Annotated in this window: 23 protein-coding genes and 3 tRNA genes; 19 read left to right on the top strand and 7 right to left on the bottom strand. The window is 54.4% G+C overall.

The window, feature by feature from the left end:
- Window positions 1-100: 100 nt before the first annotated feature.
- Complete coding sequence (locus tag CA13_RS05810) at window positions 101-1,288, bottom strand: phosphoglycerate kinase (protein WP_146395019.1); 1,188 nt, start codon at window positions 1,286-1,288, stop codon at window positions 101-103.
- A 467-nt stretch (window positions 1,289-1,755) separates the two neighbouring features.
- On the opposite strand from CA13_RS05810, the gene CA13_RS05815 reads away from it, so the two are divergent.
- The 8 genes from CA13_RS05815 to CA13_RS05850 all read left to right on the top strand — a co-directional run bounded on the left by CA13_RS05815 (window position 1,756) and on the right by CA13_RS05850 (window position 9,723).
- Window positions 1,756-2,457, top strand: a complete 702-nt coding sequence (locus CA13_RS05815; protein ID WP_146395020.1) for a hypothetical protein — start codon at window positions 1,756-1,758, stop codon at window positions 2,455-2,457.
- A 6-nt stretch (window positions 2,458-2,463) separates the two neighbouring features.
- Window positions 2,464-3,102: a metal-dependent hydrolase gene (locus CA13_RS05820; RefSeq protein ID WP_146395021.1), complete on the top strand. Its 639-nt coding sequence runs from the start codon at window positions 2,464-2,466 to the stop codon at window positions 3,100-3,102.
- Window positions 3,103-3,342: 240 nt separating this feature from the next.
- Window positions 3,343-3,804 (top strand): NINE protein, encoded by a 462-nt coding sequence (locus CA13_RS05825; protein ID WP_146395022.1) that lies wholly within the window; start codon window positions 3,343-3,345, stop codon window positions 3,802-3,804.
- 167 nt (window positions 3,805-3,971) lie between these two features.
- Window positions 3,972-4,844: an ABC transporter permease gene (locus CA13_RS05830; RefSeq protein WP_146395023.1), complete on the top strand. Its 873-nt coding sequence runs from the start codon at window positions 3,972-3,974 to the stop codon at window positions 4,842-4,844.
- A 12-nt stretch (window positions 4,845-4,856) separates the two neighbouring features.
- Window positions 4,857-5,597 (top strand): P-loop NTPase family protein, encoded by a 741-nt coding sequence (locus CA13_RS05835; RefSeq protein WP_146395024.1) that lies wholly within the window; start codon window positions 4,857-4,859, stop codon window positions 5,595-5,597.
- Window positions 5,594-6,703 (top strand): MlaD family protein, encoded by a 1,110-nt coding sequence (locus CA13_RS05840; protein ID WP_146395025.1) that lies wholly within the window; start codon window positions 5,594-5,596, stop codon window positions 6,701-6,703. Before CA13_RS05835 ends, CA13_RS05840 begins: the two co-directional genes overlap by 4 nt.
- Window positions 6,700-7,833, top strand: a complete 1,134-nt coding sequence (locus CA13_RS05845) for a tetratricopeptide repeat protein (RefSeq protein ID WP_146395026.1) — start codon at window positions 6,700-6,702, stop codon at window positions 7,831-7,833. The genes CA13_RS05840 and CA13_RS05845 overlap by 4 nt, the downstream gene beginning before the upstream one ends.
- A 42-nt stretch (window positions 7,834-7,875) precedes the next feature.
- On the top strand, window positions 7,876-9,723 hold the full coding sequence (locus tag CA13_RS05850) for a sodium:solute symporter family protein (protein ID WP_146395027.1): 1,848 nt from the start codon (window positions 7,876-7,878) through the stop codon (window positions 9,721-9,723).
- Window positions 9,724-9,803: 80 nt separating this feature from the next.
- Here the strand turns inward: CA13_RS05850 and CA13_RS05855 are convergent, their stop codons facing one another.
- Window positions 9,804-10,181, bottom strand: a complete 378-nt coding sequence (locus CA13_RS05855; RefSeq protein WP_146395028.1) for a DUF3127 domain-containing protein — start codon at window positions 10,179-10,181, stop codon at window positions 9,804-9,806.
- Between the two features lie 172 nt (window positions 10,182-10,353).
- Between CA13_RS05855 and CA13_RS05860 the strand changes: the two genes are divergently transcribed.
- Window positions 10,354-10,427 (top strand) — tRNA-Ile (locus CA13_RS05860).
- Window positions 10,428-10,667: 240 nt separating this feature from the next.
- On the opposite strand, the gene CA13_RS05865 is transcribed toward CA13_RS05860, so the two are convergent.
- Window positions 10,668-10,931, bottom strand: a complete 264-nt coding sequence (locus CA13_RS05865) for a hypothetical protein (protein ID WP_146395029.1) — start codon at window positions 10,929-10,931, stop codon at window positions 10,668-10,670.
- A 500-nt stretch (window positions 10,932-11,431) separates the two neighbouring features.
- Between CA13_RS05865 and CA13_RS05870 the strand changes: the two genes are divergently transcribed.
- Together CA13_RS05870 and CA13_RS05875 are read left to right on the top strand one after the other, a co-directional pair.
- Entirely contained in the window at window positions 11,432-12,481 is a 1,050-nt protein-coding gene (locus CA13_RS05870) for a PEP-CTERM sorting domain-containing protein (RefSeq protein ID WP_419193984.1), read from the top strand.
- A 195-nt stretch (window positions 12,482-12,676) separates the two neighbouring features.
- Window positions 12,677-13,693, top strand: a complete 1,017-nt coding sequence (locus tag CA13_RS05875) for a DUF1559 domain-containing protein (protein WP_146403445.1) — start codon at window positions 12,677-12,679, stop codon at window positions 13,691-13,693.
- Between the two features lie 30 nt (window positions 13,694-13,723).
- Here the strand turns inward: CA13_RS05875 and CA13_RS05880 are convergent.
- The 3 genes from CA13_RS05880 to CA13_RS05890 form a co-directional block, all read right to left on the bottom strand.
- Window positions 13,724-13,797, bottom strand: a tRNA-Arg gene (locus tag CA13_RS05880).
- Between the two features lie 304 nt (window positions 13,798-14,101).
- The gene (locus CA13_RS05885; RefSeq protein WP_146395031.1) at window positions 14,102-15,535 is read right to left on the bottom strand and encodes a trypsin-like peptidase domain-containing protein; all 1,434 of its coding nucleotides are present in this window, start codon (window positions 15,533-15,535) and stop codon (window positions 14,102-14,104) included.
- A gap of 633 nt (window positions 15,536-16,168) precedes the next feature.
- Window positions 16,169-16,576 carry a hypothetical protein gene (locus CA13_RS05890; RefSeq protein WP_419195086.1) on the bottom strand — a complete coding sequence of 136 codons (408 nt, stop codon included), beginning with the start codon at window positions 16,574-16,576 and terminating at the stop codon, window positions 16,169-16,171.
- A gap of 237 nt (window positions 16,577-16,813) precedes the next feature.
- Here CA13_RS05890 and CA13_RS05895 point away from each other — a divergent pair, with 237 nt between their 5' ends.
- Window positions 16,814-17,278, top strand: coding sequence for a hypothetical protein (locus tag CA13_RS05895; RefSeq protein ID WP_146395033.1), 465 nt, complete (start codon window positions 16,814-16,816; stop codon window positions 17,276-17,278).
- 7 nt (window positions 17,279-17,285) lie between these two features.
- Here CA13_RS05895 and CA13_RS05900 read toward each other — a convergent pair whose 3' ends face one another.
- A complete protein-coding gene (locus CA13_RS05900; protein ID WP_146395034.1) occupies window positions 17,286-18,080 on the bottom strand; it encodes a DUF6690 family protein in 795 nt (264 codons plus the stop codon).
- Window positions 18,081-18,230: 150 nt separating this feature from the next.
- Between CA13_RS05900 and CA13_RS05905 the strand changes: the two genes are divergently transcribed.
- The 7 genes from CA13_RS05905 to CA13_RS05935 all read left to right on the top strand — a co-directional run bounded on the left by CA13_RS05905 (window position 18,231) and on the right by CA13_RS05935 (window position 22,912).
- The gene (locus tag CA13_RS05905; RefSeq protein ID WP_146395035.1) at window positions 18,231-19,490 is read left to right on the top strand and encodes a class I SAM-dependent methyltransferase; all 1,260 of its coding nucleotides are present in this window, start codon (window positions 18,231-18,233) and stop codon (window positions 19,488-19,490) included.
- Between the two features lie 386 nt (window positions 19,491-19,876).
- On the top strand, window positions 19,877-20,503 hold the full coding sequence (locus CA13_RS05910) for a 50S ribosomal protein L25 (protein ID WP_146395036.1): 627 nt from the start codon (window positions 19,877-19,879) through the stop codon (window positions 20,501-20,503).
- 5 nt (window positions 20,504-20,508) lie between these two features.
- Entirely contained in the window at window positions 20,509-21,087 is a 579-nt protein-coding gene (gene pth, locus CA13_RS05915) for an aminoacyl-tRNA hydrolase (RefSeq protein ID WP_146395037.1), read from the top strand.
- A gap of 69 nt (window positions 21,088-21,156) precedes the next feature.
- Window positions 21,157-21,591, top strand: a complete 435-nt coding sequence (gene rpsF, locus CA13_RS05920) for a 30S ribosomal protein S6 (RefSeq protein ID WP_146395038.1) — start codon at window positions 21,157-21,159, stop codon at window positions 21,589-21,591.
- Window positions 21,592-21,667: 76 nt separating this feature from the next.
- Window positions 21,668-22,192, top strand: coding sequence for a single-stranded DNA-binding protein (gene ssb, locus CA13_RS05925; RefSeq protein ID WP_146395039.1), 525 nt, complete (start codon window positions 21,668-21,670; stop codon window positions 22,190-22,192).
- A 36-nt stretch (window positions 22,193-22,228) separates the two neighbouring features.
- Window positions 22,229-22,774, top strand: coding sequence for a 50S ribosomal protein L9 (gene rplI, locus CA13_RS05930; protein WP_146395040.1), 546 nt, complete (start codon window positions 22,229-22,231; stop codon window positions 22,772-22,774).
- A 54-nt stretch (window positions 22,775-22,828) separates the two neighbouring features.
- Window positions 22,829-22,912: transfer RNA gene (locus CA13_RS05935), tRNA-Leu, on the top strand.
- Window positions 22,913-23,163: the final 251 nt, after the last annotated feature.

Consider the following 23,163-nt stretch of genomic DNA (forward strand, 5'->3'; position numbering starts at 1 on the left):
TATTCACTCCATTGCCCTGGCACCCCATTGCCCTGGCACCCCATTGCCCTGGCACCCCATTGCCCTGGCACCCCATTGCCCTGGCACCCCATTGCTCTGGTTACGCTTCGTCTAGCAAATCGACGGCCGCGAACGCTTTCCCTTCAAGCATCGCCAAACTGGCTCCGCCACCGGTGCTGACATGGCTAACTTGCTCAGCGAACCCAAGCTGTTCAACCGCTGCTGCGCTATCACCACCACCGATGATGCTGGTTGCATCACTATCGGCGACAGCTTGAGCCACGGCTTTGGTGCCTGCATCGAACGGCGGCATTTCAAAGACACCCATAGGACCATTCCAAACGATGGTCTTGGCATTCTTCAAAACGTCGGCAAACTTCGCTGATGTTTTTGGTCCAATGTCCAAGCCTTGCCATCCGTCGGGAATTTCGCCATCTTCGACAACTTGCTTGTTGCAATCCGCTTTGAAATCGTCACCGCAATGAGAATCAATCGGCAGCAACAACTTGTCGCCACCCTTTGCGATAAGTTCTTTGGCCAATGCTACTTTGTCTTCTTCGACAAGGCTGTTACCTACTTTCCCGCCCTTTGCCATCGAGAAGGTGTACGCCATCGCTCCGCCGATCATCACCGCGTCACAAATGCCGAGCAAATTGTTAATCACGTTGATTTTGTCGCTCACCTTTGCTCCGCCAAGGATCGCAACGAAGGGGCGTGATGCATTGCTTATGGTGTCACTAAGGTAGGCGATTTCTTTGGCGACCAGGTGGCCAACGACGCGTGGTTTGGAGGACATCGCTTCGGGAACGGCGACCATCGATGCATCGCTGCGGTGGCAGGTGCCGAACGCGTCGTTGCAATATACGTCGGCCAGCGCGGCAAGCTTGCCGGCAAAGTCCTTGTCGCCTTTCTTTTCACCCGCATTAAATCGAAGATTTTCGAGCACCAAGACGTCGCCGTCTTTGAGTGCCTTGGCTTTCGAAGTCGCGTCATCACCAACGGTATCCGATGCAAATGCAACTGGTTTTCCCAAGATTTTCGATAGCCGTGTGGCGGCTGGTGCGAGCGAAAACTTTGCATCGTCTCCTTCCCCCTTGGGGCGACCGAGATGGCTCATCAGAACCAAGCGTCCGCCACGGTCGACCACGCTCGTGATACTGGGCATTGCCATCCGGATGCGGCGATCGTCGGAAATCGTTTGGTCGTCATCGAGTGGGACGTTAAAGTCGACTCGCATCAAAACGGTTTTACCAGCAACGTCGACTTGGTCGATTGTTTTCTTTGCCATTTTTCTTCTCGTGGTTCACGAATTAACAGATATTTTGTGGTTTCCAAGGCCTTCAAGATCGCGATTATCGACAATCAGCGTTGGGTGTCGAGTACGCGTCACAGTTTTCCTCAACTGAACCATCCGCAAAGACCGAAGATTGATTTCAAGCACTGCAATCGGCAAATCGGTCGGTGGCATTATGCGCCGTGGTTGGTGGACTACGGTCAATCTTCTGGTGGGGGAACCTAGTGCCGAGCGGATCGACAACGCGAATCGTACGCAGATGGCGACATTGCGCTATCGCGGTGGTGCTGCTTTTGCCCCTTTGGGAGCTAATTGGCTGCCCCATGATCGACATTCTCGGCACAACCGATGCCTCAGCCGAAGGTATCTTAGGGCCCCTCAATCGGGAGGAGCCGTCCGACGCCCCCCAATCAGGGATAGGGTCGATAGAGCGTCGGCGTCAGGTGATCGAAAGTCTACCGATGAATCGGCTGACTCCCGCAGCGCAACAGCGGATCACGGGAATCACGAATTCTCCGACGATCTACCGTCAATTGCCCACCCAAGCGATCGCGTGCGACCGTGACTTCTTTCTGTTCATCACACGGAATCCAGAAATCCTTGTCGGCATGTGGGATGTGATGGGAGTGACCCAGGTGACCACAACACGAACCGGGCCGTATCAATTGGACGCCTCCGACGGCAGCGGCACGACATGCCGAGTCGACTTGGTCTACGGCGACCCCCATTTGCATATCTTTGTCGCCGATGGCAGCTATGACGGCCGGATGGTTGCTCGCCCGATCAAAGGCAGCGGCGTATTTGTTTTTCGCAGCACGTACGCCAAATCGGCTTCGGGTGAAACCACCGTCACCGGCACGCTCGATTGCTTTGTGCAATTCGACAATCTGGGAGCCGATCTAGTCGCTCGCACCCTCAGCGGGTTCATTGGCCGGTCGGCTGACGCGAACTTTATCGAAACCGCTCGGTTTGTCAGTCAAATCTCCGAAGCATCACGTGTCAACCCGCATGCGATGATCAACTTTGCCGAACGTTTACCCCAAGTTTCTCCGGCCAAGCGTCGGCAATTTGTCGAAGTGATCACGTCAATCAGCCGCCGAGAAACAGCCCGAGAAACGGCCCGAATCAGCGCGGCTCGTACCGTGGCCGACGACCGCCGTTAATCGACCATGACCACATTCGAACACGCGCTACTGGGGATGAACGGGCTTCTTGCCACGGGATTACAGAAGCGTCACGGATGGAAACTGGCCGCACTTGCCGCGTTTGCCGCGATTGCGCCTGATTGGGATGGATTGCCGATGTTCATCGACATGTCCCGGTTCGAACATGGCCACCGCGTATGGGGCCACAACCTGCTCGCTTGCTTCCTCGTTGCTTTGATCTTGGGGACGATCGACTATCGTTTCGACATCAGCGGACGCGTCGCTGGTCGGCTGGTTCGTTTCAAACCGCTACAAGAACTTGCGCCGTACATGGATCGCCGTCACACGTTTTCGCGATCCACATGGTTTGTTTGGGTCGCCGTCGCATTTATTGCCGCTCTAAGCCAAATTCCCGCGGACGCATTGGTCTCGGGGGCGGAAGGTTTGAGTGATTGGCCGCTGAAGCCCTTATGGCCATTTTCGGAATGGTCGTTTGTCCATGCGATGGTGCCTTGGGGCAATGTTGGTGTCATGCTGATCTTTTCTGTCGCAATGATCGCTCAAGTGAAACGCCCGAAACGGGTACAAGCAATTGCAACCACAGCGCTCGTCGCCGTAGCGGTCTATATTTGGTGGTGGGGCACTTTCCATGGCCAATACTGATCGCGTTGAATGGTCGTAAGCCCCGATGATCTTATTGCCCGATGATCTTATTGCCCGATGATCTTATTGCCCGATGATCGTGAGGCCCGATGATCATGAGGCCCGATGAGTTTCCGGGATTGGCAGCGTGCAATCGAGCTGACAAACATTTCTCCTAAAAGTGGCCTGGCATTTGCGAAGATTCTCGTTTTGCCAACGAATCATGTCATAGCCGCCTCGACCGCCCCCGAGCCATATCCGATGCAAAACACTGCTCCCCCACTCCCAAATCATATCGCTCCGAACGAATCCTATGGCCACGCTGTCGTCGACGCCGATAGTACGCATCCGGTACTGGTCGGGTACCTGTTCTGGATCCTCGGCTTTGCCGGCGCTCATCGGTTTTACTATGGCAAACCGCTGACCGGCATTCTGTGGCTTTTCACCGGCGGGCTGTTTTTAGTCGGTTGGATCGTGGACTTCTTTTTCATTCCCGCGATGTCGGACGAGGCAAACCGCCGTTTTCGGCGCGGACCGATCGACTATACGGTCGCCTGGGTTCTACTGACCTTTCTCGGGATATTCGGAATCCACCGGTTCTATATAGGCAAAATCATCACCGGCGTCGTCTTCTTATTGACAGGCGGTCTGTTCGGAATCGGCCTTGTGTACGATTTTTGTACGCTGAATGAACAGGTCGACGAGCTGAATCGGAGCTATTAGTCGTTCCGGTTGTGCCGAATATGCAGCGTGAGCCACCAAGGCGGCGTGCTAGCAATGCGGGTTCTACCAGTTTTGCTGCGCGCATCTTCCTATGACGCCGATTAGAACGAAGATACCGGTCGCTCGAGCTGGTTTGATTCGGACTCGTACTTTTACTCAGTGTCACTGTGCCAACCGCTCGCGAACTACCGTCGATACTTCGCTTGTTATTCAGGCACGGGCCACTCCGGGTCGCAGAATGGGTTGGCGAACAGGTTCTCGGTCGGCTGGCGACGGTGACTTCCATTTTGGCGATTCTTTGGGCCACCGTCCGGTTGGCGATTCGCCCCTCGTCGTGGACACCACCGGTTCGAAGCATCTTTGCACGCCAGTTGTTGTTCTCGGGCGTCGATGGCGTCGCGGTGGCGTGCCGGTTCGGGGCTGCGGTGGGCGTGCTGATCATTGTTCAAGCCGCCCTGTGGATCGACATGCTTGGGGTCACCACCGACGTGATCGCACCAATGTTATGGCGTGCCATCGTTCGTGAAATTGCTCCGCTGTTGGCATGCTTGGTCGTGATCGGGCGCAGTGGTATCGCAATCTCGACGGAACTTGCCACGATGCTAGTCAATCACGAAGTCGAGGTGCTTGACGCACAAGGCATCGATCCGATGACGGCCCTCGTCATGCCAAGGATCCTCGGCATGGTGATCAGCGCGTTTTGTTTGGCGATAATCATCGCTGCTTCGATGGTGATCACAGGCTACGTGATTGGTTGGGGGATGGGAGCCATCCACGTTCCCTGGATGACGTTCCTCGATGGCATCATTCGCGAATTCAACTCGTTGGACCTGATCTTCTTTGTTCCAAAGACGATTATCGCCGGCGCGTTCGCGGGCGCCATTTGTTGCAGCGATGGATTGAGTGTCCGCACTAGTGTGACGGACGTACCACGAGTATCCAGCCGCAGCGGTATCCATGCCTTGACCGCCGTCTTTATTGTCTCGGCCGTTTTGTCGGTATTGATTTACGGACGTCTCCTCGTTTTCAAAATTCTATAGCGAGGACAATCGATGACTCGGCAACCCGATCTACCACCAAGTGAAAAACCAATTGTGCTGAAACTGACCAACGTCACCTTCGGATCCGGTCGTGAAAGTGGTGTCAACCTGCAGCGCGTCAACATGACCTTGCGGGAAGGTGACTTTGCAATGATTCACCTCGACCGATCCCAACACCCACGTCAATTGGCGTCGATGCTGCAAGGCTTGAAACAGCCAGCCGAAGGGGACGTTCAGTTCTTTTTCGATAGCCAAGGTGGCGATTGGGGCGGAGACGACTTTGACCGACATTTTAAAATGCGAAGTCGGATCGGACGCGTGTTTGAATCGGACGCCTGGATTCAAAATTTGAATGTTGCCGAGAACGTCACACTGGCGCGCAGGCACCACCAAATCGACAGTGCATCGATCGAACAAGACCTAGCCAAATGGCGAAAACGGTTCGATGTCAAGAACGTCGGCCGGGAACGACCTGCGTTTGTCGAGCCATCCGTCTTACAGATTTACCAATGGATTCGAGCGTTCCTCTCGAAACCAAAGCTTCTTCTACTCGAACGCCCCATGCAATCGGTCTCGAATCGACTACGCCCGAAATTGGTCGAAGCAATCAACGAGGCTCGCTCCGAAGGCGCCGCCGTGCTGTGGTTAACCAGTAATTCGGCGGACGAAAGCGAACAGATCACCGCGCCACGAATGATCTACTCGCTTCAACAAGGAAAGTTAACGCCAAGCACCAGAGGATCTGCATCATGAACGAACCCTATCGGTTGCGTTATACAAACCAAATCGTCGGTACATTCCTGATGATCTTGTTGTTGTTTCTGATTGTCCTAGCCGTGCTACTACTGCGGGCGAGCGACTACTTTGTCGAGAAAGACCAATTTTGGATCGAAACCAGTCAAACCGATGTCGACGACCTACACCGAGGAGCCGACGTGTACATCCTGGGCGAGCGGGCAGGGCTTGTCGAGAGCATTTCCTACATGGACCATACCGACAAAATCCGTGTCGATTTAGGAATCGATCCCGACAAAAGCAAAGACATCTTCGTCGATTCGGTTGTCATGCTCGAGCGACGCTATGGACTGGGAACACCGATGTTGGTGATCCGCCGTGCGCCAACCGACGTCGCTTGGGAACCAATCCCCTTACCCGCAGGTAGTCAGATTGAAGATTTCCGCGGTGAAGCAGACCGACTTGATCAAATGGCCGCCGAGGTTGAATCGGTTAGCGCATCGGTTCGCCGAATCCAACTAAAACTCGATCCAACACTATCAGGCATCGAAAACGCCGCGAACCGTTTCCAAGGATCGCTCAACGATTCGATCGACCCAACCCTGGCGACGACTCGCGAAGCGTCGGAATCGTTCTTGAAGTCCAACGAAGCGATCCGCCCCGCAGCCATCGATACGATGCAGACGATTCGTGAAGTGACCCAGAATTTGGAAAAACGAGTAGAAACGCTTACCCAAAAAATCGAACAACTTATCGAAAGCGACATGCGAAACACGTTAGTCGACGTGCGAGCATCGACCGACGACATCAGCCAAGCCGCTGTAACGGTGAACCAAAGCACCGAAACCGTAACCGAAGACATCGCCGAAACTTTGGATGCACTCCGCGTCGCCGCTGAACAGGTGCAGCAGCTTGCCACAGAGACACGCGAAGTCGTTCGGATCGTCCGAAAAGAAGCAAACGACTTGCCCGGAACAACGCAGCGGGTCAACAACACCGTCGACGACACACAGGATTTGGTGGGCGAAGTTAGAAGCCATTGGCTACTGCGTCGCTACAGTAAACAGCCTACCGCGACCGAACAATTATCACCGTCCACCATTCGCGGAGGATCCGTACGATGATTCATTACGTGTCAGACTCCATGCGCCGAATCACCAGTACCCAATGGACGCTTTTCGCGATCATCGCCATCATTGGCTTCGGACAATTGGGGTGCCGCAGCACGGCCGATTCGCCTCCAAAAGTCGACGCCACGCTGGGGCGATTTTCGAGCAATGCCAGCGAAGCATTTGCCGAAGGGGATATTGACGACGCGATCGAACAATATCGAAAAGCGATTCGGCGTGCCTGGGCGATCGACGATCCCTATGAATCGGGAACCAATGCTTACAACCTAGCCGCCTGTATGACCAGCGCTGGCAAGGATACCGAAGCGAAAGATTGGCTTCTCGATGCACGGACCGAGTTATGCCGCGCTAAAAGCTCCGCCGGTAACGCATGGTTACTCGAAGCCAAGATTGCTCAACAAGAATGCCGCTTCGAAGAGGCGAACATCTATGTCGATCGCGCCGCTTGCTGCAATCCTCCCTGCGAAGGAACCCCAGGCGGCTGCACATGCTGTTCACAAGATCCCTGCAAAGAATCATGCGTCACGGTGATCCCTTGTGTTGGTTCGCGGATCAAACAAAAGAAAGCCACCGAACAGTGCGAGGATGACTACAACGCCCAAATCCATCTTGCCCGTGCCCGTTTGGCCGCGGAAGTGTATGACATCAAGTGTGCCAAGCAGCATTTTGATTGCGCATGCGAATTGGCTTCGGAAGTCTGCAGCGAAGCGTTACAAGCAGAATTGCAGAATGTCGCCGCAATGATTCACCTAGCCAAGGGCGAAATATTGCAGGCCGCTTGGCATTTTGACAAGGAAGCGAAACACCTTCGATTGGCAGGCAACTATCGCGAAATCCCCGTGGCATTGGAACTTGCTGCAGCGGCTTATGAACAATCGGGACATACGGAAATCGCCACCAATCGAATGTGCCGTGTTGCCCGGATTTGGTACGGTCGCGGTGACTCGAAACAGGCGTGGAGCTACGTCCAGCAAGCGATTCGTTTAGCCGAGTATTCCTACGATGAATCACCCCGTATTCGATTGGCGTTACTGGTGCAAGAGATTGAAAAGACGTTGGCAGACGAAGGTCAGGCATTGCCAGTGGACACCGACGACATGATGATAGTGGAGCCGCCGGCCTAAACGAAGCTCTGCAAATTGCCCCGCCTACCTCCAATTCAACTCATGATCCTCACGCCGATTGACTACTCGATCATCCTCGCCTACCTCGCGATCACAGTGACCATCGGGTTCTGGTTTCGGAATCGTGCCAGCAAGAATATCGACGAGTACTTCGTTTCCGGTCGTAATCTGCCCTGGTGGATCGCGGGCACGTCGATGGTGGCAACCACGTTCGCCGCCGATACACCTTTGGCGGTCACCGGATTGACCATCCAACATGGACTCGCCGGAAATTGGGTTTGGTGGTCGTTTGCTCTTGGTGGCATGATCACCGCATTCGTTTACGCCCGACTTTGGCGACGTGCCGAAGTGATGACCGATGTCGAATTGGTCGAAATGCGTTACTCTGGGAAACCCGCTGCATCGCTTCGTTGCATCCGAGCGGTCTACATCTCTTTGATTGTCAACCCGATCATCATCGGCTGGGTTTCATCGGCGATGTATAAAGTGCTAAACGAGACCATACTTTACGAAGTAGCCGCAACGGGGTTTGAAACCGCCCTGTTTGGCGACGCGGCGTTATCGATCCGACCGTGGATCATCATCTTCGGTACCCTGGTTCTCGTCGGTATTTACGGCATGCTTTCCGGCATGTGGGGCGTCGCAGTCGCGGATGCGATGCAGTTCGTCTTGGCCATGGCGGGTTGCATCGGGTTGGCATGGATCGCCGTGAATCACTTTGGCGGTGCGGCGGAACTGGAAGCCAAGGTGATCGAAAACTATGGTGACGGAGGAACGGCGGCGTTTCATCTGATTCCCGACTTCTCGGGTGACAACGCTTGGTTACCGGTCCATATTTTTCTGCTGCTGTTGTTAGTCCAGTGGTGGGCTACGTGGTATCCCGGCGCCGAACCAGGCGGCGGTGGCTATGTGGTCCAGCGAATGGCGGCGTGCAAGAATGAAACGCATTCACTACTAGCGACACTGTGGTTCCAGATCGCACACTACTGCTTGCGTCCTTGGCCATGGTTGATTGTTGCCTTGGCGGCGCTAGCCATGTACCCCGAACTGCGACTTCAAGAGATCGCTGATCCCAATTTTGATTCAGGGATTGGTTACCCGCGGGTGATGCGTGAATTGAGTCCGCCTGGGCTTCGCGGTTTGTTGACGGTGACCTTCTTTGCAGCGTTCATGTCCACATTGAGCACGCAGATGAATTGGGGTGCATCGTATTTGGTCCGCGATGTCTACCAGCGTTTTATGTGCCCCGACGCATCGGATGCTCAATTGACCCGCGCGTCACGTTACGCGTCGTTGATCGTGCTGATTGCCGGTGGCGTTGCCTCAGTGTTGATGTTCGGCAAGTCGGTCGACGCCGGTTGGCAACTTCTACTGGCCCTCGGTGCTGGAACCGGAGCCGTTTTCATGCTTCGATGGTTCTGGTGGCGAATCAATGCGTGGAGTGAAATCTCGTCGATGCTCGGATCGCTCGTCTTTTTCCTTGCCATTGAACCGCTATCGGTGGCGATCGGCTATGGCCCTCTGCGCCCCGAAGAGAAAATGTTCGGCGTTGCGATGCTAACCATTCTGTTGTGGGTGGTTGTGACCTACATCACCCCCGCCGATGACCCGAAAACGCTCGACGCCTTTTTCCAAAAAGTGCGTCCCGGAGGCATTTTTTGGGGACCCGTTGCAGAACGAAATCCAAACGTGAAGGTTGATCGCGATTTACGACTATCGATTTTGGCAGCCCTGTGCGCAACCGGTGTCGTCTATTCGATCCTACCGGGCGTTGGAAACGTCATTTTTGGACATTACCAAAACGCGTTGGTTTGCGGTTTGGCTGCACTCGCATTTACGGTCGCCGTTGTGATGCTTGTGAAAAAGCTCACTCAGACGAATTCAACCTAAGTCGCCTTTCGGTCTTCGAAAGCAGCATCCCGATGGGTGCATCGTTTTCGGAACAAAAGGCGACCATCACAATCGCACGTTTAGAACGGGGCGTCTTGTTCGCTTGCTTCGTCGAAAGCATCGTTGGGCGAATCGGTCACTCGCTCACTCATCGTGTCGCCCGAACTGTTGACCAATCGGAATGACAACGCTTCGGCGTTAAGAAAGAATTTGACTTCACTTTGTTCATCGCGTTGCCAACGCCGTCCGTTGAGCCGGTAGACGACTTCGATTTCATCCCCAACGTTCATATCATCTACCAAGTCGCATCCATCTTTGATGAATTCGACAGGGACATAATTAGTAAAACTACCTTTGTCTTGTTCCAAAACAACCAAACGCTTGCGGAAACCTTTGCTTCCGTATGTTTTGGTGTCTTCGATCAAATGGACCACGCCGGTGACTTTCGTCTCGCTCATACTTACCGCTCTAAATTCTAAAAATGCTTAAATGGACAGCTGCTATTATGGATGACCCACCATCGCTCTGGCAACCCGGCAGCCTCACATGTCCCGCTTGCGTCACCGTCGGTAGAGAGACAATTGGGCCCCCTGTGCCTCGATGTCGATTTTGCGTTAAAATCGTCTTGCCGGGGGTGTAGCTCAGTCGGTTAGAGCAGGGGACTCATAATCCCTTTGTCGCGGGTTCGAGTCCTGCCACCCCTATTTTTCGCATTGCCGCTCCTGACTTTTCGCATTGCCCCACAAAACGTCGCATGCCCCAGATAACGTCGCGGAGGCTCTTCGATGGACCCTGCGTTCGGCTCGTCTTTCCTGAAGCGTTTCGAGCCTTTTTTGTTAGCAAAGGCTTCTCGTCGCCAGCCGCGTCGCCTCAGAACTCCCACAACGACCGCGCATGGATTCGTGGCCGGTTGGGGGCACGCGACTCAAGAGTACCAGTGCGAATCAATCCCTCGCTCGTTTTGATGCGACGGTCTTTTCGGTGGATTCGCCGCCGATTGCCCAAAACCACGTCAACACCACCAACACAATATTGGTGTCTCCGTACAACATTGTGGCGATAATGGCGACGGTCAATCGAGGCGCGAACAACCACCCGAGCCAATACAGAAATCCTCCGCCATACGTGGTCGCGAACAACATCGTCAGGCGAGGAAAAAAGAACATCGCCAATACAAATAGCAACGAATGATTATCCCAGAAATCCATATCTTGCTCCGATAGCTCAGGACGGGCACTTTTCCCTCCAACACCTCACTCAATCCGCCACCGTTAGGCGTTCGCATCGGTTTGCGGACGCGGATGGAGTCCATTCTAGTCCTTCGCTTTCCCTTTCCGGAGCCCACGACTTTCCGACTTATTTCCGAGTGACAGCCCACTGCTTCGACAAGCCTCTCGCCAAATGGTTGGTGTTCAAGCTTTGGCCGAATTTTGATGCCAACCGCTCATCGATCGCTTAGCCGCACCTATGAAGTTGCCCTCTAAAACTTCGCTTGAGACTCTCGCATCATCAGGCATTCTGGATTCGACAGCACGACGCCAGCGGCTTTCAATAGCTCGGCAAAGGCCCTCAAAAGTATGACAATTTCACACCTTTTCTGAACACTTGCCAACGCGTTGGATGCCTACTAGAGTGATTGAATGTCGCAAGACAAGGGGAAGCCTAGAACTGGCTCGCTTGTTGAATTTAAACATACTCGATGGACAACATGATGATATTGAATAAGGTTTCTGGCCGTTTTTCCGGGTGGGTGGTCACCGCTTCCATTGGGCTGGTTGCTTCTCTTTGTGGCGGTATTCATTCGGCAAATGGGGAAGTGATCGCGACCGGTTTCTTTTCGGGAACTTTGGAGCGGTTTGATCCCGACACGCTAGCTCAAACGACCTTTGCATCGATTGCCTCTGCGAGCGATCCATTTCCAGGTCTATCCGGTATCGCATTGAACAACCAAACGAGACAGCTTTACGTTAGTGCTCGGATATCACAACGGATATACACCGTTGACGCCGACACAGGCTCCACGCTCGGTTTCCACCAATTGTCAACAACCCCCGCTGGTTTGGCGGTTGACTCAAATGGGCAAGTCTTTGTCTCCGACAACGGCGGAAGCTCCATCAGCGTGTTCGATTCCAATTGGAACCAAGTCAACACCATCACGGTTCCCGATATTGGTGTCGGCAATAATCAGCCGAGCGGACTAGCGTTCGACAGCAACGGCCGTCTCCTCATTTCCACCTTTGCCGGAGCGGGTATATTTCAATTTGACCCGAACACGAGCATCGTTTCGTCGCTTGCCCCATCCCCACTGGCCAATGGCATGATTGCCTTTGATTCGAATGACAATTTTGTTGTGGGAGGTGCTGCGTTCAGTAATGATCTGCTTCGCTTTGATGAAAATGGCGTCGGACTTAGCAATCCTTACTTGACGATTGACGCAGCCCTATTGCCTCTGCCATCAGGGACATTCGCGAGTCCAGATTTTACCAGCCCCGCAGGGGTTGCATACGATGAGAACGGCAACTTATTTGTAGCCGCATTAGGGCGGACAAACCCCACAAGCGCAGCTGACAATTTCCAATCCAATGGCGGGCTGTTCAAATTTGACAGTAGCGGATCCCTGGTCGCGCAGACGGGCTCGACAGTAACTCCGCTCAGTAGTGTGATCTTCGTTCCCTCAGCGGTCCCCGAACCGAGCTCGGTCGCGATGCTGACGCTATGTGTCGCCGGGGTGGCTATTCGCCGGCGAAAGCGGTATTAAGCTCACAACCTCGTGGCCTAAGAGCCGAATAGATCGCTTTTATTGCGGCAAACGATTGGCCGCATGCATCGATGCGAGGCGGTTTTCCGCTCAAAACCGCCGTCAAGCGTCTTGCCGCTCACCGCGCATGCTCCCTAAACTGGGGTGATTCGCCTGAGCCTTCCAAACAATCGCCAACCCAAAGCGCCGCCCTTGATGCCGACGTCCAACGCCCGCCGCATCCGCTTCACCCTCGCGAGAGCGTTTACGCTGGTGGAGCTTTTGGTAGTGATTGGAATCATTGGGATCCTGGTTGCAATGCTGTTGCCTGCGGTTCAAGCGGCTCGCGAGAGTGCGAGGAACATGCAATGCAAAAACCGGATGCGGCAAATTGGAATTGCGATGCACAACCATCATGCCGCGTTCGATCACTTACCGGCCGGTGCGGTCGCAAAACAATATGTGGATGTCCCCAGCACGCCTTGGACTTTCTATCGCTGGTCAGCACTCGCATCGGTTTCTCCCTTCATGGAGAAATCCAATGTCGTCGACCGCATCGATTTAAGCAAACCGCTTTACACGGCCACCTTTGGGATCACCGCTGAAAACGTCGCGGGCGTGCAATTGATCGTCCCTGACTTCCTTTGCCCGAGTGACCGTAGCGAACGCTTGAGCCAAAGCTTTGGCCCGACCAACTATGCGGCTTGCACCGGAAGCGGTGCCGGGGGTGGCACGCCGATTGACACCGACGGTGTGTTCTACGTCAATTCAAGAACACGTATCTCGGATATTGAAGATGGCTCGTCGCAAACGATTGTGTTGTCCGAAAGCCTGCTCGGTGAGTCAGGCTCAAGCCAACGCCACCCGGACACCGCCTACAAATTTTCTTTCGCCTCACCACTGACCGAGTTTGCGTGTCGGATTGCGCCAAGTTGGAACTACGCTGACCCTCGCGGTTTTTCCTGGGCGAGCGGCGAATACCGAACGGCCCTTTACAACCACTACCTCGTTCCCAATTCTCCGACTCACGATTGCATCAGCGCAAAGTTGTCCGGGGGAGCCGATACGATCTACACGCCGTTCGGATGGCGAACCGCTCGCAGTCGTCACGCGGGGGGCGTGAACGTGCTCTATGGCGATGGATCGACACAGTTTATTACCAACAGTGTCGACGGCGACCTCTGGAAAGCGGCATCGACTCGCATGAAAAAAGATCAGGCGATCGAGCTATAGGCCTTTCCAATCGAGCCCAAAGAAGCGAAGCACGCCCAGTAGGATTCGAACCTACGACCTACGGATTAGAAGTCCGTTGCTCTATCCAGCTGAGCTATGGGCGCGAGTGCTACGCATTGAATCGAGCGGAAAATAAGTGCGGCCGTTGACGTTAGGGCCGATTCCTACGCGTTACTAGCGATTACTAGTCAAGCAGTTATTTTCCACTCGGTCGTTAGTATAGCCAGATCCGAGGGGACAACCAGCGGGAACAGGACCGATGGCGAAGGCCGAAGGTTCGCAGCGTTGACGCGCTCTCGTCCCGGCTGGGTCGGTAAACTTGCGAGCGTTTGCGGGTCGCTGCGAACAAGTTTACCCCGGGACGTGCGCGTCAATCGGCGAGTGTGGCACGATCACTCCGCCAAATCATTATCGACGTGAGTCTTCGATATGCACGGTTCCCGGCTGAGCCGCAATTTGAAGATGACCGAACAGCGTTTGCTCCTTGCGAACAATGTAGAACTTCGCTCGCGGACCTCGTTGCATTTCGGGATGCTCCAAGATGCCTGCCAAGTCACTCAGGCTTGCCGTTTGCCAACCATGAATCCCTAGCAGTACATCACCGGCACTGATCCCCTGCTGGTCCGCGGGGGAACCCGATCGAACGGATGTGATATACAGCCCCCCACGATACTTCGTTCGCATGCGACTGTTGAGCCGGCGAACCGTCGAGTCGGCGACGGGCCGAGCTTGGATCCCGATCGTCGACCATGCCAACTCTCCGATCGATGCACTGGAAAGCCGACTCGGGGCCGCTTCCATACGCATTGCCACATCAACACGGTGACCGTCTCGCTCGACCGCAATCTTTAACGCATCCCCTGGATTGGCACTTAAAAGGGCCAAAGCAAGGTCAAGCCGATCGTCGATCGACTGCGCACCAACGCGGACCACGCGGTCTCCTGGCTTCAGCCCATCCCGGGCGGCCGGACTGTTTGCAGCGACATGGGCGACAGTAACTCCGTCGCCATCGCGAGGTCCGCCGTTCGTTCGCAGCCCCGTAAGAAGTCGTTGTTCATTGTGGTCGTCTATCATCCCCGTGACGGTTTCAACCACCTGATCGATTGGAATCGCAAAAGCAATTTGCTGTGCACCGACACGAACAGCCACATTCACGCCAATGATTTCGCCATCAATATTCAGCAGCGGTCCACCCGAGTTGCCCGGGTTGATGCCGGCACTGATTTGAATCAAATCGCTATACTCTTGCGTCTCGTTGACCGGGACATCGCGATGCAGTGCGCTGATGATCCCTTCGGTGCTGGTGTGGACGTAGCCAAACGCATTGCCGATTGCGATCACTTTCTCGCCAACCATCAAGTCGCTACTGGTGCCGCGAGGGATGGTAGGAATTTCGCTGGTGACGTTAACCTTGATCAACGCTAAATCGTTTCGGACACGAGCTTCGACTAATTCGGCCGTCGTTGTCTCACCCGTACTGAGCGTAACAAGGATGTCATCGACATCTTCGACGACATGATAGTTGGTGATCACATAACCGTGTGGGTCGATCACAACCCCGGTACCCATTCCGTTGACTTGACGGAACGAATCGGGACCGGTGGCACCGGCCATACCGGCAGCAGTCGATCGAACGGTTTTTTGGCCATGAATATTGACGACCGCAGGCGAGGCACGGCGAATCGCGAGCACCGTCGGCGTTTCCCGATGACTGGCGGGACTGCTGCCGCGTTGAGACGGCGATTGAGCGGCTGCTGGCTGCAAGAATGTCACAAGCGACAAAACGACGCTGGTGAAAACAAAGCGGCCAAGAGCCGGGCAAACGAGGATTGTGGGTCGCATATATCCCTATACCCGAGTCGGTCGGATTCACAATCATGGCGAACACTACGACGAATCGCCAAGCAAACGCCGGTATTACCGGCATGGCTGTTTGGATCGGTCCAATTGTCGCAATTGCTTGATGTGATATAGGGCGGCCCGCAAGGTTTACCAAGCTTAACGCTTGAGCAACTTGGACATGCTTACAGGAAAAGAAACAGGCGATTTCGTTAGCCAAAAACGGAGTCGAATGAGGGAATTTCGGGAAATCCCGTTGACCATTCCGACGATCTCAACACTCACGATCTGGCAATTCAAATACGGAACAGTCTCACCATTGACGCGAGGATCATCGCTGTGCGTTGTGACCCCCAAGCGAAGCAAACTGCCGCTCGGATTGCGTTCGCCCGCTGAGGCTGGTCGCTAAATTCGTGTCACGATAACATCCATTTCAGCGACAACGGATGCAGGACAGGACATGGGCATAGTAGCAAAGCCGGGCAACAATCAATGCCAAGCCGAGCGGGAACGATGAACGATGAACGATGTCCTGAGGGAGATAGATGACGCCCTGAGAGGTTACGAGCAAGGAGGTTACGAGCAAGGAGGTTACGAGCAAGGAGGTTACGACCTGAGAGGTTACGAGCAAGGAGGTTACGGCCGCGGCCCAAAAACAGGGCGGGTAGGAACCGGGTGGAAGCGAGGCCAAGGTATCTCAGGCGGCTTCACTACACCGCTTTGGTCCACCGAATCATCAAACGGGTCGACTTCAAGTGGACCACAACCAAATTCGCGATTCATGCCCTCACCGTCGCTCTTACAACCGAGGTCGTCGCAATCGAATGCGATTTCCGACCCATCGGCAAAGGTTGTGGGACGAGGGCCCTGATTTGCTGCCCCGCGATGTTGGCCTTTATTCCAATCGCCAAACATTCCGCCGCCGTCCGTTGGGTCGGCAATCCGCTCGCTGGGGATATTCAGTGCGACACAGCCACCCTGGACCAAAATGAATCCAGCGCATAAGAGAAGCGAAACAGCTTGGAGGCTCAATCGGCGCAACATAAGTGACACGGAGCGATGCTTCGAGGTATCCCCCCTCGAGATTAAACGTCGTAGTATTGCTAGTTATCGGCCCACAAAACCCGGATCTTTAGAAAAGATTGCCTAACCGGAAAAGTTGTAGCGAGGAAGTTATGGTTAGGGATCTGGGCTTTGAAATTGGATCTGGGCTTTGGAATTAACGCCGCCTGCCGTAAAACGGTGGCTTCTCGAAGACCACGTCCCTAACGAAGCGCCATCATGAAGACGTTTACCCAAGTTACCGGTTTAATGCTGATCGCATTTTGCCTTGCGGCTTTCGCGTCGATCCATGCCCAAACAACCACCCTCGAAGCCCCTTCGGCCGAAGCGATGAGGCGTGACGTGGAAAGGTCGGCGAGCCAACCACGGGTGGACGTTCCGATTACCGAGGATGTCCAGCAAATCATTCGCGATCTAGGCAGCGTGCTCGACGGCTCTTCACTTGACCCTGCAAATGCTCCTGCTAGCGCCACGACCGGTGGCGCTGCTAGAAATACCGTCCAAGGATTCAAAAGAAAAGGATCCAAAAGGATACGAGTAGCGGAAACGCTGCTCAGAAATTCTCGGAATCTTGAAATGACCACGCCTCTCGACAAACCACGGCGCGAGCTTGTCGCACAAATGCGGCGAGAAGCGATTCGATTGATTCAAGAATCGTTAATTCAAGAATCGATTAACCAGTAGCCCCCCGCTACCAGCGTCCGCTGTATCGGTCCGATGCGACGATCCTTTTCGCTTCATCGCTAATTCCGTACGCAAGGCCCGGTTCGTTCATTTCGATGAACACCGTGAATTTTTGGTGAACCGCATCACTGTAGACGACGGGTGCATGAGTCAGCCGCATGAATTGAATCGGTTCGCCATTCCACCTTCGCGTCAACACGCCTGCTTCGAGCGAACGTTCTGGTTTGAGCCCATAGTATTCCGTCATGATCGCAGCCATTCGGGCAGGGTCTCCAGTGAAGCCATGGATCGTGATCCGCTGGACTTTGCCAGTAGGATCAAAATAGAAACTAAGCGTTCCGGCCAAATCATCGGGGCGAGTCCCAGTGACAATGGGGACTCGCAGGCCCTCCATTTTCAAGTCGGCTAGCACGGTACTGACACGTGAGAATCGCTGTAAGACCCACTCGGGAGTGATGTCAAAACGGAGTACTTCGCGAATGTCATGCACCGTGCTGCCAACAAGCTGCGGTTGCTGTTCGGCAGCAACGGGTATTGCGCCCAAACGCTGCGCCGTTTCTAAGTCGTAGCGAAATTTCGATGAACTTGCATTGCGAAGTTGCTCGACTTCGTAGTGCGAATGATTCGCGTACGACGAACCGCTGGTGAGAGTCGTGTAAGCGTTGACGCCCTCTTCCGATGCAAACGGTTGTTTAAGAGAAGCGATCGTATCACGCCCGAGATCGGTTTCCGAGGCGACGTACGGACCGCCAACAAGCGTAGCGGCAATCGCAACATTGCGAGCTCGGGTGGTGAAGGACATGGATCGTTCGCTTGGGTCCGGAAGGGAAGTCAGGAGAGGATGACCTTGAAGCGATATCGACTTTTGAACTCCATTTGTCTCCAAATCATCGATCCAATCGCACGTTCGGAAATTTGCTCTCAATCGTCACCACAATCACAATCCGTTACCATGACCCAAATGACCGACGTCGAATCCATCCGAAGTGTGATCGCCAAATTAGCCGCTTTGCCTGCGCCTCGCCCGGCGGATGCTGAACGATTGCGAACGCAATTCGGCTCGGAACGCTTGAGCGAACTCATTCTAATTGCGAGACTACAAAAGAAAGCTTGCCTGAAATTCGGGCCAGGCGTTTGGTGGGTGACGGAAAAATCGCTGCAACAAGCAACCCCGTGGCAGATCGCGAAGCTGAAATCTCAATGGCTCGGAGATGCCAAAGCCTATGATTTGTGCTGTGGCATCGGCGGCGATGCGATGCAATTGGCATTGCGAGCCAGCGGGACTTGCCAGCTGGTAGCGGTCGATTCAGACCCACGTGTGATCGAGTACGCCGATGCGAACCTGCAATTCATTACCGCCAAAACGCTTGACAATACGGGAGCCGCCGAGAGGACAACCACCGTGTGTGCCGACGCCAGATCGATTGCAATCGAGGCTGGTGCATCGCTTCATGTCGACCCCGATCGCCGCGCGGGCGGCAAGCGGACAACACGTCCCGAGGACTACCAGCCGCAGCTTGACGATGTAATGGCGATGGTAGGCAAAGCGTCTTCGGCTATTATCAAATTGGCCCCGGCGGCAATTTTGCCTGAACCGATCCAAAGGTCGGGACATCGGTGTTGGATGTCATTGTCAGGGAGCGTTCGCGAGCAGACCGTGCTATTGGGGGAATCAACCGAGCGGGCAGGACAGCAAGTCGGGACGGTTTCAGCGGCGGTGGGTCGCCGGGACGGGGCGTTTTCGATCTTTTCCGCTGATTCGCAAATGCTTAACGCAAAAGCAAAACCGGCCAACGCCCCCATGGCATTCCTGGTCGACCCAGACGCGGCAATCCGCGCGGCGGGACTAACCGAAACTTTCGCAGAAACATATTCCCTTCGGACGCTCGGCGGATCGGCAGGATTCCTGACGGGCGATGCAGATTTCTTGACGGGCGACTCGGGCACTCTGACAGAAAAAATGGCCAACATCGGCCAAATCGCATGGGCTGGGAGTTGTGACCACCGGAAATTGCGTAAAGAGTTTCGCAAGCGGAATTGGTATCCTGAAACGATCAAAGTGCGTGGGACGGACCACGATCCGGCGAAATGGGTCAAGCAATTTCGCCAATGCGGCGAAACCCCAGTGACCTTATGGATCGGCCGTACCGGCCAACGCGTCTTCGCCGCTGTTTCTGTGAAGAGCGCACCGGCTAAGCAGCGCATCGGCTAAGCAGCGCATCTGTGAAGCGGCCGCAACACCGAAGGTGCATCCCGAGAACTTAGGAAACTTGGCTTGAATGTGGTTATTCCAGCATTACCGGAGGAGCTGTCGGGGCGGTGCACACCACCTAAGTCGCGAACCTAAGTCCCGAACGGGCCGACCGGAATGGGGAAGAATGCGTAAAGCAAGTTCGAGCGGCAGATATCATGTAGCGTTTTCAAGCTGCCGGCTTCTGGGTTGAAAAAATGCCTTCAAATCACGGTCGCTTTGGGCTTGCGTATGGGAGCGAATCCGCCATACTTAGCCGCTTCCCTAGAGGGTTTAGGAGCCGGCGTTCGGCATTTACCTGAATATTTATTACCGAATCACAATCTGACTGGAAGGTTAGTCCAGCCATGGCAGACGTATTGCAAGTCGAGAAGCGAGAGCAATTGGGCTCGCGAGCCACTCGGCGTTTGCGTCAAAGCGGCCTCGTGCCTGCTGTTTTGTACGGACATGGTCAAGAAACCGAATCGTTGTCGGTTTCAGTTGACCAAGTGAAGGCTTTGTTGCGACACCACGCCAAAACCGTGGAACTCACGGGTGCGATCAAAGACACCGCGCTCATTCGCGATATGCAGTGGGATCCATTGGGTATTGACGTACTACACATGGACTTGATGCGAGTTAATTTGTCCGAAAAGGTCGAAATGACAGTCGCAATCCATGTTCATGGCCAAGCGATCGGCATTAGCGAAGGTGGCGTTTTGATTGAAAACCGTCACAACGTGGACATCATCTGCCCAGCGGGTGCAATTCCTGAGAGGTTAACGATCCATGTGGCCGAATTGGCACTTGGTGGGACGATGACGGCATCGGAATTGGAGTTGCCCGAAGGGGTTGAATTAGTCACCCCCGGCGACACGCCCATCGTCCATGTTGAAGAAGTTCGGGTCGAAGAGCCTGTAGAAGCCGCGGACGGAGAAACCGCCGAACCGGCGGTAATCGCTAAGGGCGGACCCAAGGAAGACGAAGACGAATAAAACGCATGAAGCTGATTGTTGGACTGGGAAATCCAGGTCGCAAGTACGAACAAACGCGACACAACGTCGGCTTCATGGCGGTTGCAAAATTTGCGGCGCTGATCCATGCGGATCCTTCGAAGATTCGCTTCGAAGGAGAGTGGGCCGAAGGGACGTCGAATGGCGAAAAAATGGCCATCCTTTGTCCCCACACCTACATGAACGCCAGTGGCAAAAGCGTGCGAAAGGCAGTCGATTTTTTCAAGTTGGTTCCTGAAGACATCATTGTAATTTGCGATGATCTAAATTTACCCACCGGGCGAATTCGGCTACGGCCAAGTGGTTCGTCGGGCGGGCAAAAGGGACTGGCAGATATTGTCCGGCATCTCGGCACGGAGTCGTTTCCCCGACTTCGAATCGGGATCGACCGACCACCCCAAGGGTGGGAAGTGGTCGATTACGTGCTGGGCAAATTTAGTAAGAGTGAACAAGAGACGATAGAAGCGGCGACGACTCGTGCTGCTTACGCCGCGATCGAATGGACCAGCGTTGGAATTACTTCAACAATGACCAAATTCAATGCGGACCCCGAATCAAGTCGCTGAAGGATTCGCAAACCGAGCTTTCAGTGAAAACCTTTAGCGATCAGAAAACTGTAGAGAGACGAACGAACCGTGGCAAAAAACACTTACGAAACGCTATTCATCCTCGATAGCAACCAATACGCTCGCGATCCCGGCGGCGTTGGCAAAAAGCTCGAAGACATCATTACGGAACATGGCGGCAATGTCCTTGTGAACCGACTGTGGATGGAACAAAAGCTGGCCTTTCCAATCGATGGCCACCAAAAGGGCACCTATTGGTTGGCATACTTCGAAGCCGAAGGCGAAATCCTGAGCAATCTAGCTCGCGCCTTTACGCTTTGCGAACCCGTGGTCCGCGAATTGACTCTCAAACTTGACCCACGTTTGGTTGAACCGATGATCGCGAACGCTCGCGGCCAGTCGTTCAACCCTTCGGCCGGCTCCAGTTCCGGCGATGAGGCCGACGATTCCGCCAAAACAAGTAACGCGGACGCGGTTGCCGACGACGCAACTGCATCGCGTTAAGGACCATTCGCATGCAAACCGCTGCATGGATGCAAACCGTGCAATTGTTGGCATCGTTTTTTCCAAGAGGTACCCTATGGCTAGCTACAACCGCGTTATTCTGGTTGGCAATTTGACGCGTGATATCGAACTTCGATACACACCGGGCGGATTGGCGGTAACAGATATCGGATTGGCGGTAAACGACCGACGAAAATCGGCGACCACCGGCGAGTGGGTCGAAGAGACAACGTTCGTTGACATCACACTATGGGGAAGAACCGCCGAAGTAGCCAGCGAATACCTGAGCAAGGGATCACCGCTGCTGGTTGAAGGGCGGCTGAAGTACGACACTTGGGAAACGGACGGTCAAAAACGAAGCAAGTTGCGAGTGGTTGGCGAACGCATGCAAATGCTAGGCAGCCCCGGTGGGTCGGGTGGTGGCTCCGGCGGCAGCTCACAATCACGACCGAGACCGCAACAACAAGTGCGTGAAGACGCCGTTTACGACTCCAACGAAAACATTAGCCATAGTGATGGGCATAGCAGCCCACCGGGAAATCGCGAAGCCCAACCAACCGGTAACGGCCCTGGTTACGACGACCCCGACATCCCTTTCTAACACCCTTTTAACGTTATCGAATAACAGAGTTTTGTAATGCCGAAGACAGAAACCAAAGGCGGCCGGACCTACAAACGGCCCTACAAGCGATTGCCAAAAGGCCCCAATGGCGGCATTCAATTGCTTCTAATCCACAACGTTGAGAACCTTGGCAAACAAGGCGATATCGTCGAAGTCCGCACGGGCTACGCGCTCAACTACTTGTTGCCACAAGGACTAGCGACGGTCGCTACCGATCACCACGCCCGCATGGTTGACAAGCATCGCGAGAAGCTCCGCGAATTGGAACTCGAAAAGCTGAAGAGCTACCGAGATTTGGCAGACGAACTTGGCAAACAATCGATCACGATCGAAGCGAACGCCAACGACGAAGGCCATTTGTACGGCAGCGTGGGAGCCCAAGAGATCGTCGATGCCCTCAAGGGTGCCGGCTTCACGTTGGCTCAAGACCAAATCCGACTCGAAGGTCCTCTGCGTGAACTAGGCCTGTACACGGTGCGTGTCCACTTGCATGGGGAAGTCGACGCCAGCTTGAAGGTATGGGTCGTGCCAACTGTGGTTACCGAAGCAACCGAAGGCTAAGCCTGATTGCCTAGGCTTGATTGTTTAATTCTGAGTGCTTAGCACTTAGTGCCCGGGGCTGTGGCGGAACTGGCAGACGCGCTGGATTTAGGATCCAGTTCCTTTACTGGAGTGCAGGTTCGATTCCTGTCAGCCCTACTGAATGCCGCTTCCTTTTTGGAGGCGGCATTTTTTATGCGCAAACGCTGCCCGACGACTTTCGGCAACGGGTCATTCGGATGCACTGGAATGCAAAGACACAAACTCAAAGAAAACCCTAAAACACCCTCAAAAAACTGCATAAATCAACGTCGACGCATTGACCCAACTCGCTTTTGGAAATAGAGTTTGGCCCTAAAAGACGTGTTTTCTTCACGCTGGCCAACACGGGCCAGAGCCGGGATCGTTCG

It is taken from the genome of Novipirellula herctigrandis (assembly GCA_007859835.1).
GTDB classification, from domain to species: Bacteria; Planctomycetota; Planctomycetia; order Pirellulales; family Pirellulaceae; genus Novipirellula_A; species Novipirellula_A herctigrandis.

What these genes read in the sequence shown, in the direction of transcription:
- CA13_RS05900 (WP_146395034.1), bottom strand. Translation starts at nt 18,080, where the DNA reads ATGTCCTTCACCACCCGAGCTCGCAATGTTGCGATTGCCGCTACGCTT.
- rplI (WP_146395040.1), top strand. Translation starts at nt 22,229, where the DNA reads ATGCCGAAGACAGAAACCAAAGGCGGCCGGACCTACAAACGGCCCTAC.
- CA13_RS05910 (WP_146395036.1), top strand. Translation starts at nt 19,877, where the DNA reads ATGGCAGACGTATTGCAAGTCGAGAAGCGAGAGCAATTGGGCTCGCGA.
- CA13_RS05890 (WP_419195086.1), bottom strand. Translation starts at nt 16,576, where the DNA reads ATGTTGCGCCGATTGAGCCTCCAAGCTGTTTCGCTTCTCTTATGCGCT.
- CA13_RS05870 (WP_419193984.1), top strand. Translation starts at nt 11,432, where the DNA reads ATGATGATATTGAATAAGGTTTCTGGCCGTTTTTCCGGGTGGGTGGTC.
- CA13_RS05895 (WP_146395033.1), top strand. Translation starts at nt 16,814, where the DNA reads ATGAAGACGTTTACCCAAGTTACCGGTTTAATGCTGATCGCATTTTGC.
- CA13_RS05835 (WP_146395024.1), top strand. Translation starts at nt 4,857, where the DNA reads ATGACTCGGCAACCCGATCTACCACCAAGTGAAAAACCAATTGTGCTG.
- CA13_RS05885 (WP_146395031.1), bottom strand. Translation starts at nt 15,535, where the DNA reads ATGCGACCCACAATCCTCGTTTGCCCGGCTCTTGGCCGCTTTGTTTTC.
- CA13_RS05840 (WP_146395025.1), top strand. Translation starts at nt 5,594, where the DNA reads ATGAACGAACCCTATCGGTTGCGTTATACAAACCAAATCGTCGGTACA.
- CA13_RS05845 (WP_146395026.1), top strand. Translation starts at nt 6,700, where the DNA reads ATGATTCATTACGTGTCAGACTCCATGCGCCGAATCACCAGTACCCAA.
- CA13_RS05850 (WP_146395027.1), top strand. Translation starts at nt 7,876, where the DNA reads ATGATCCTCACGCCGATTGACTACTCGATCATCCTCGCCTACCTCGCG.
- CA13_RS05855 (WP_146395028.1), bottom strand. Translation starts at nt 10,181, where the DNA reads ATGAGCGAGACGAAAGTCACCGGCGTGGTCCATTTGATCGAAGACACC.
- pth (WP_146395037.1), top strand. Translation starts at nt 20,509, where the DNA reads ATGAAGCTGATTGTTGGACTGGGAAATCCAGGTCGCAAGTACGAACAA.
- CA13_RS05815 (WP_146395020.1), top strand. Translation starts at nt 1,756, where the DNA reads ATGAATCGGCTGACTCCCGCAGCGCAACAGCGGATCACGGGAATCACG.
- CA13_RS05810 (WP_146395019.1), bottom strand. Translation starts at nt 1,288, where the DNA reads ATGGCAAAGAAAACAATCGACCAAGTCGACGTTGCTGGTAAAACCGTT.
- CA13_RS05825 (WP_146395022.1), top strand. Translation starts at nt 3,343, where the DNA reads ATGCAAAACACTGCTCCCCCACTCCCAAATCATATCGCTCCGAACGAA.
- CA13_RS05865 (WP_146395029.1), bottom strand. Translation starts at nt 10,931, where the DNA reads ATGGATTTCTGGGATAATCATTCGTTGCTATTTGTATTGGCGATGTTC.
- ssb (WP_146395039.1), top strand. Translation starts at nt 21,668, where the DNA reads ATGGCTAGCTACAACCGCGTTATTCTGGTTGGCAATTTGACGCGTGAT.
- CA13_RS05820 (WP_146395021.1), top strand. Translation starts at nt 2,464, where the DNA reads ATGACCACATTCGAACACGCGCTACTGGGGATGAACGGGCTTCTTGCC.
- CA13_RS05875 (WP_146403445.1), top strand. Translation starts at nt 12,677, where the DNA reads ATGCCGACGTCCAACGCCCGCCGCATCCGCTTCACCCTCGCGAGAGCG.
- CA13_RS05905 (WP_146395035.1), top strand. Translation starts at nt 18,231, where the DNA reads ATGACCCAAATGACCGACGTCGAATCCATCCGAAGTGTGATCGCCAAA.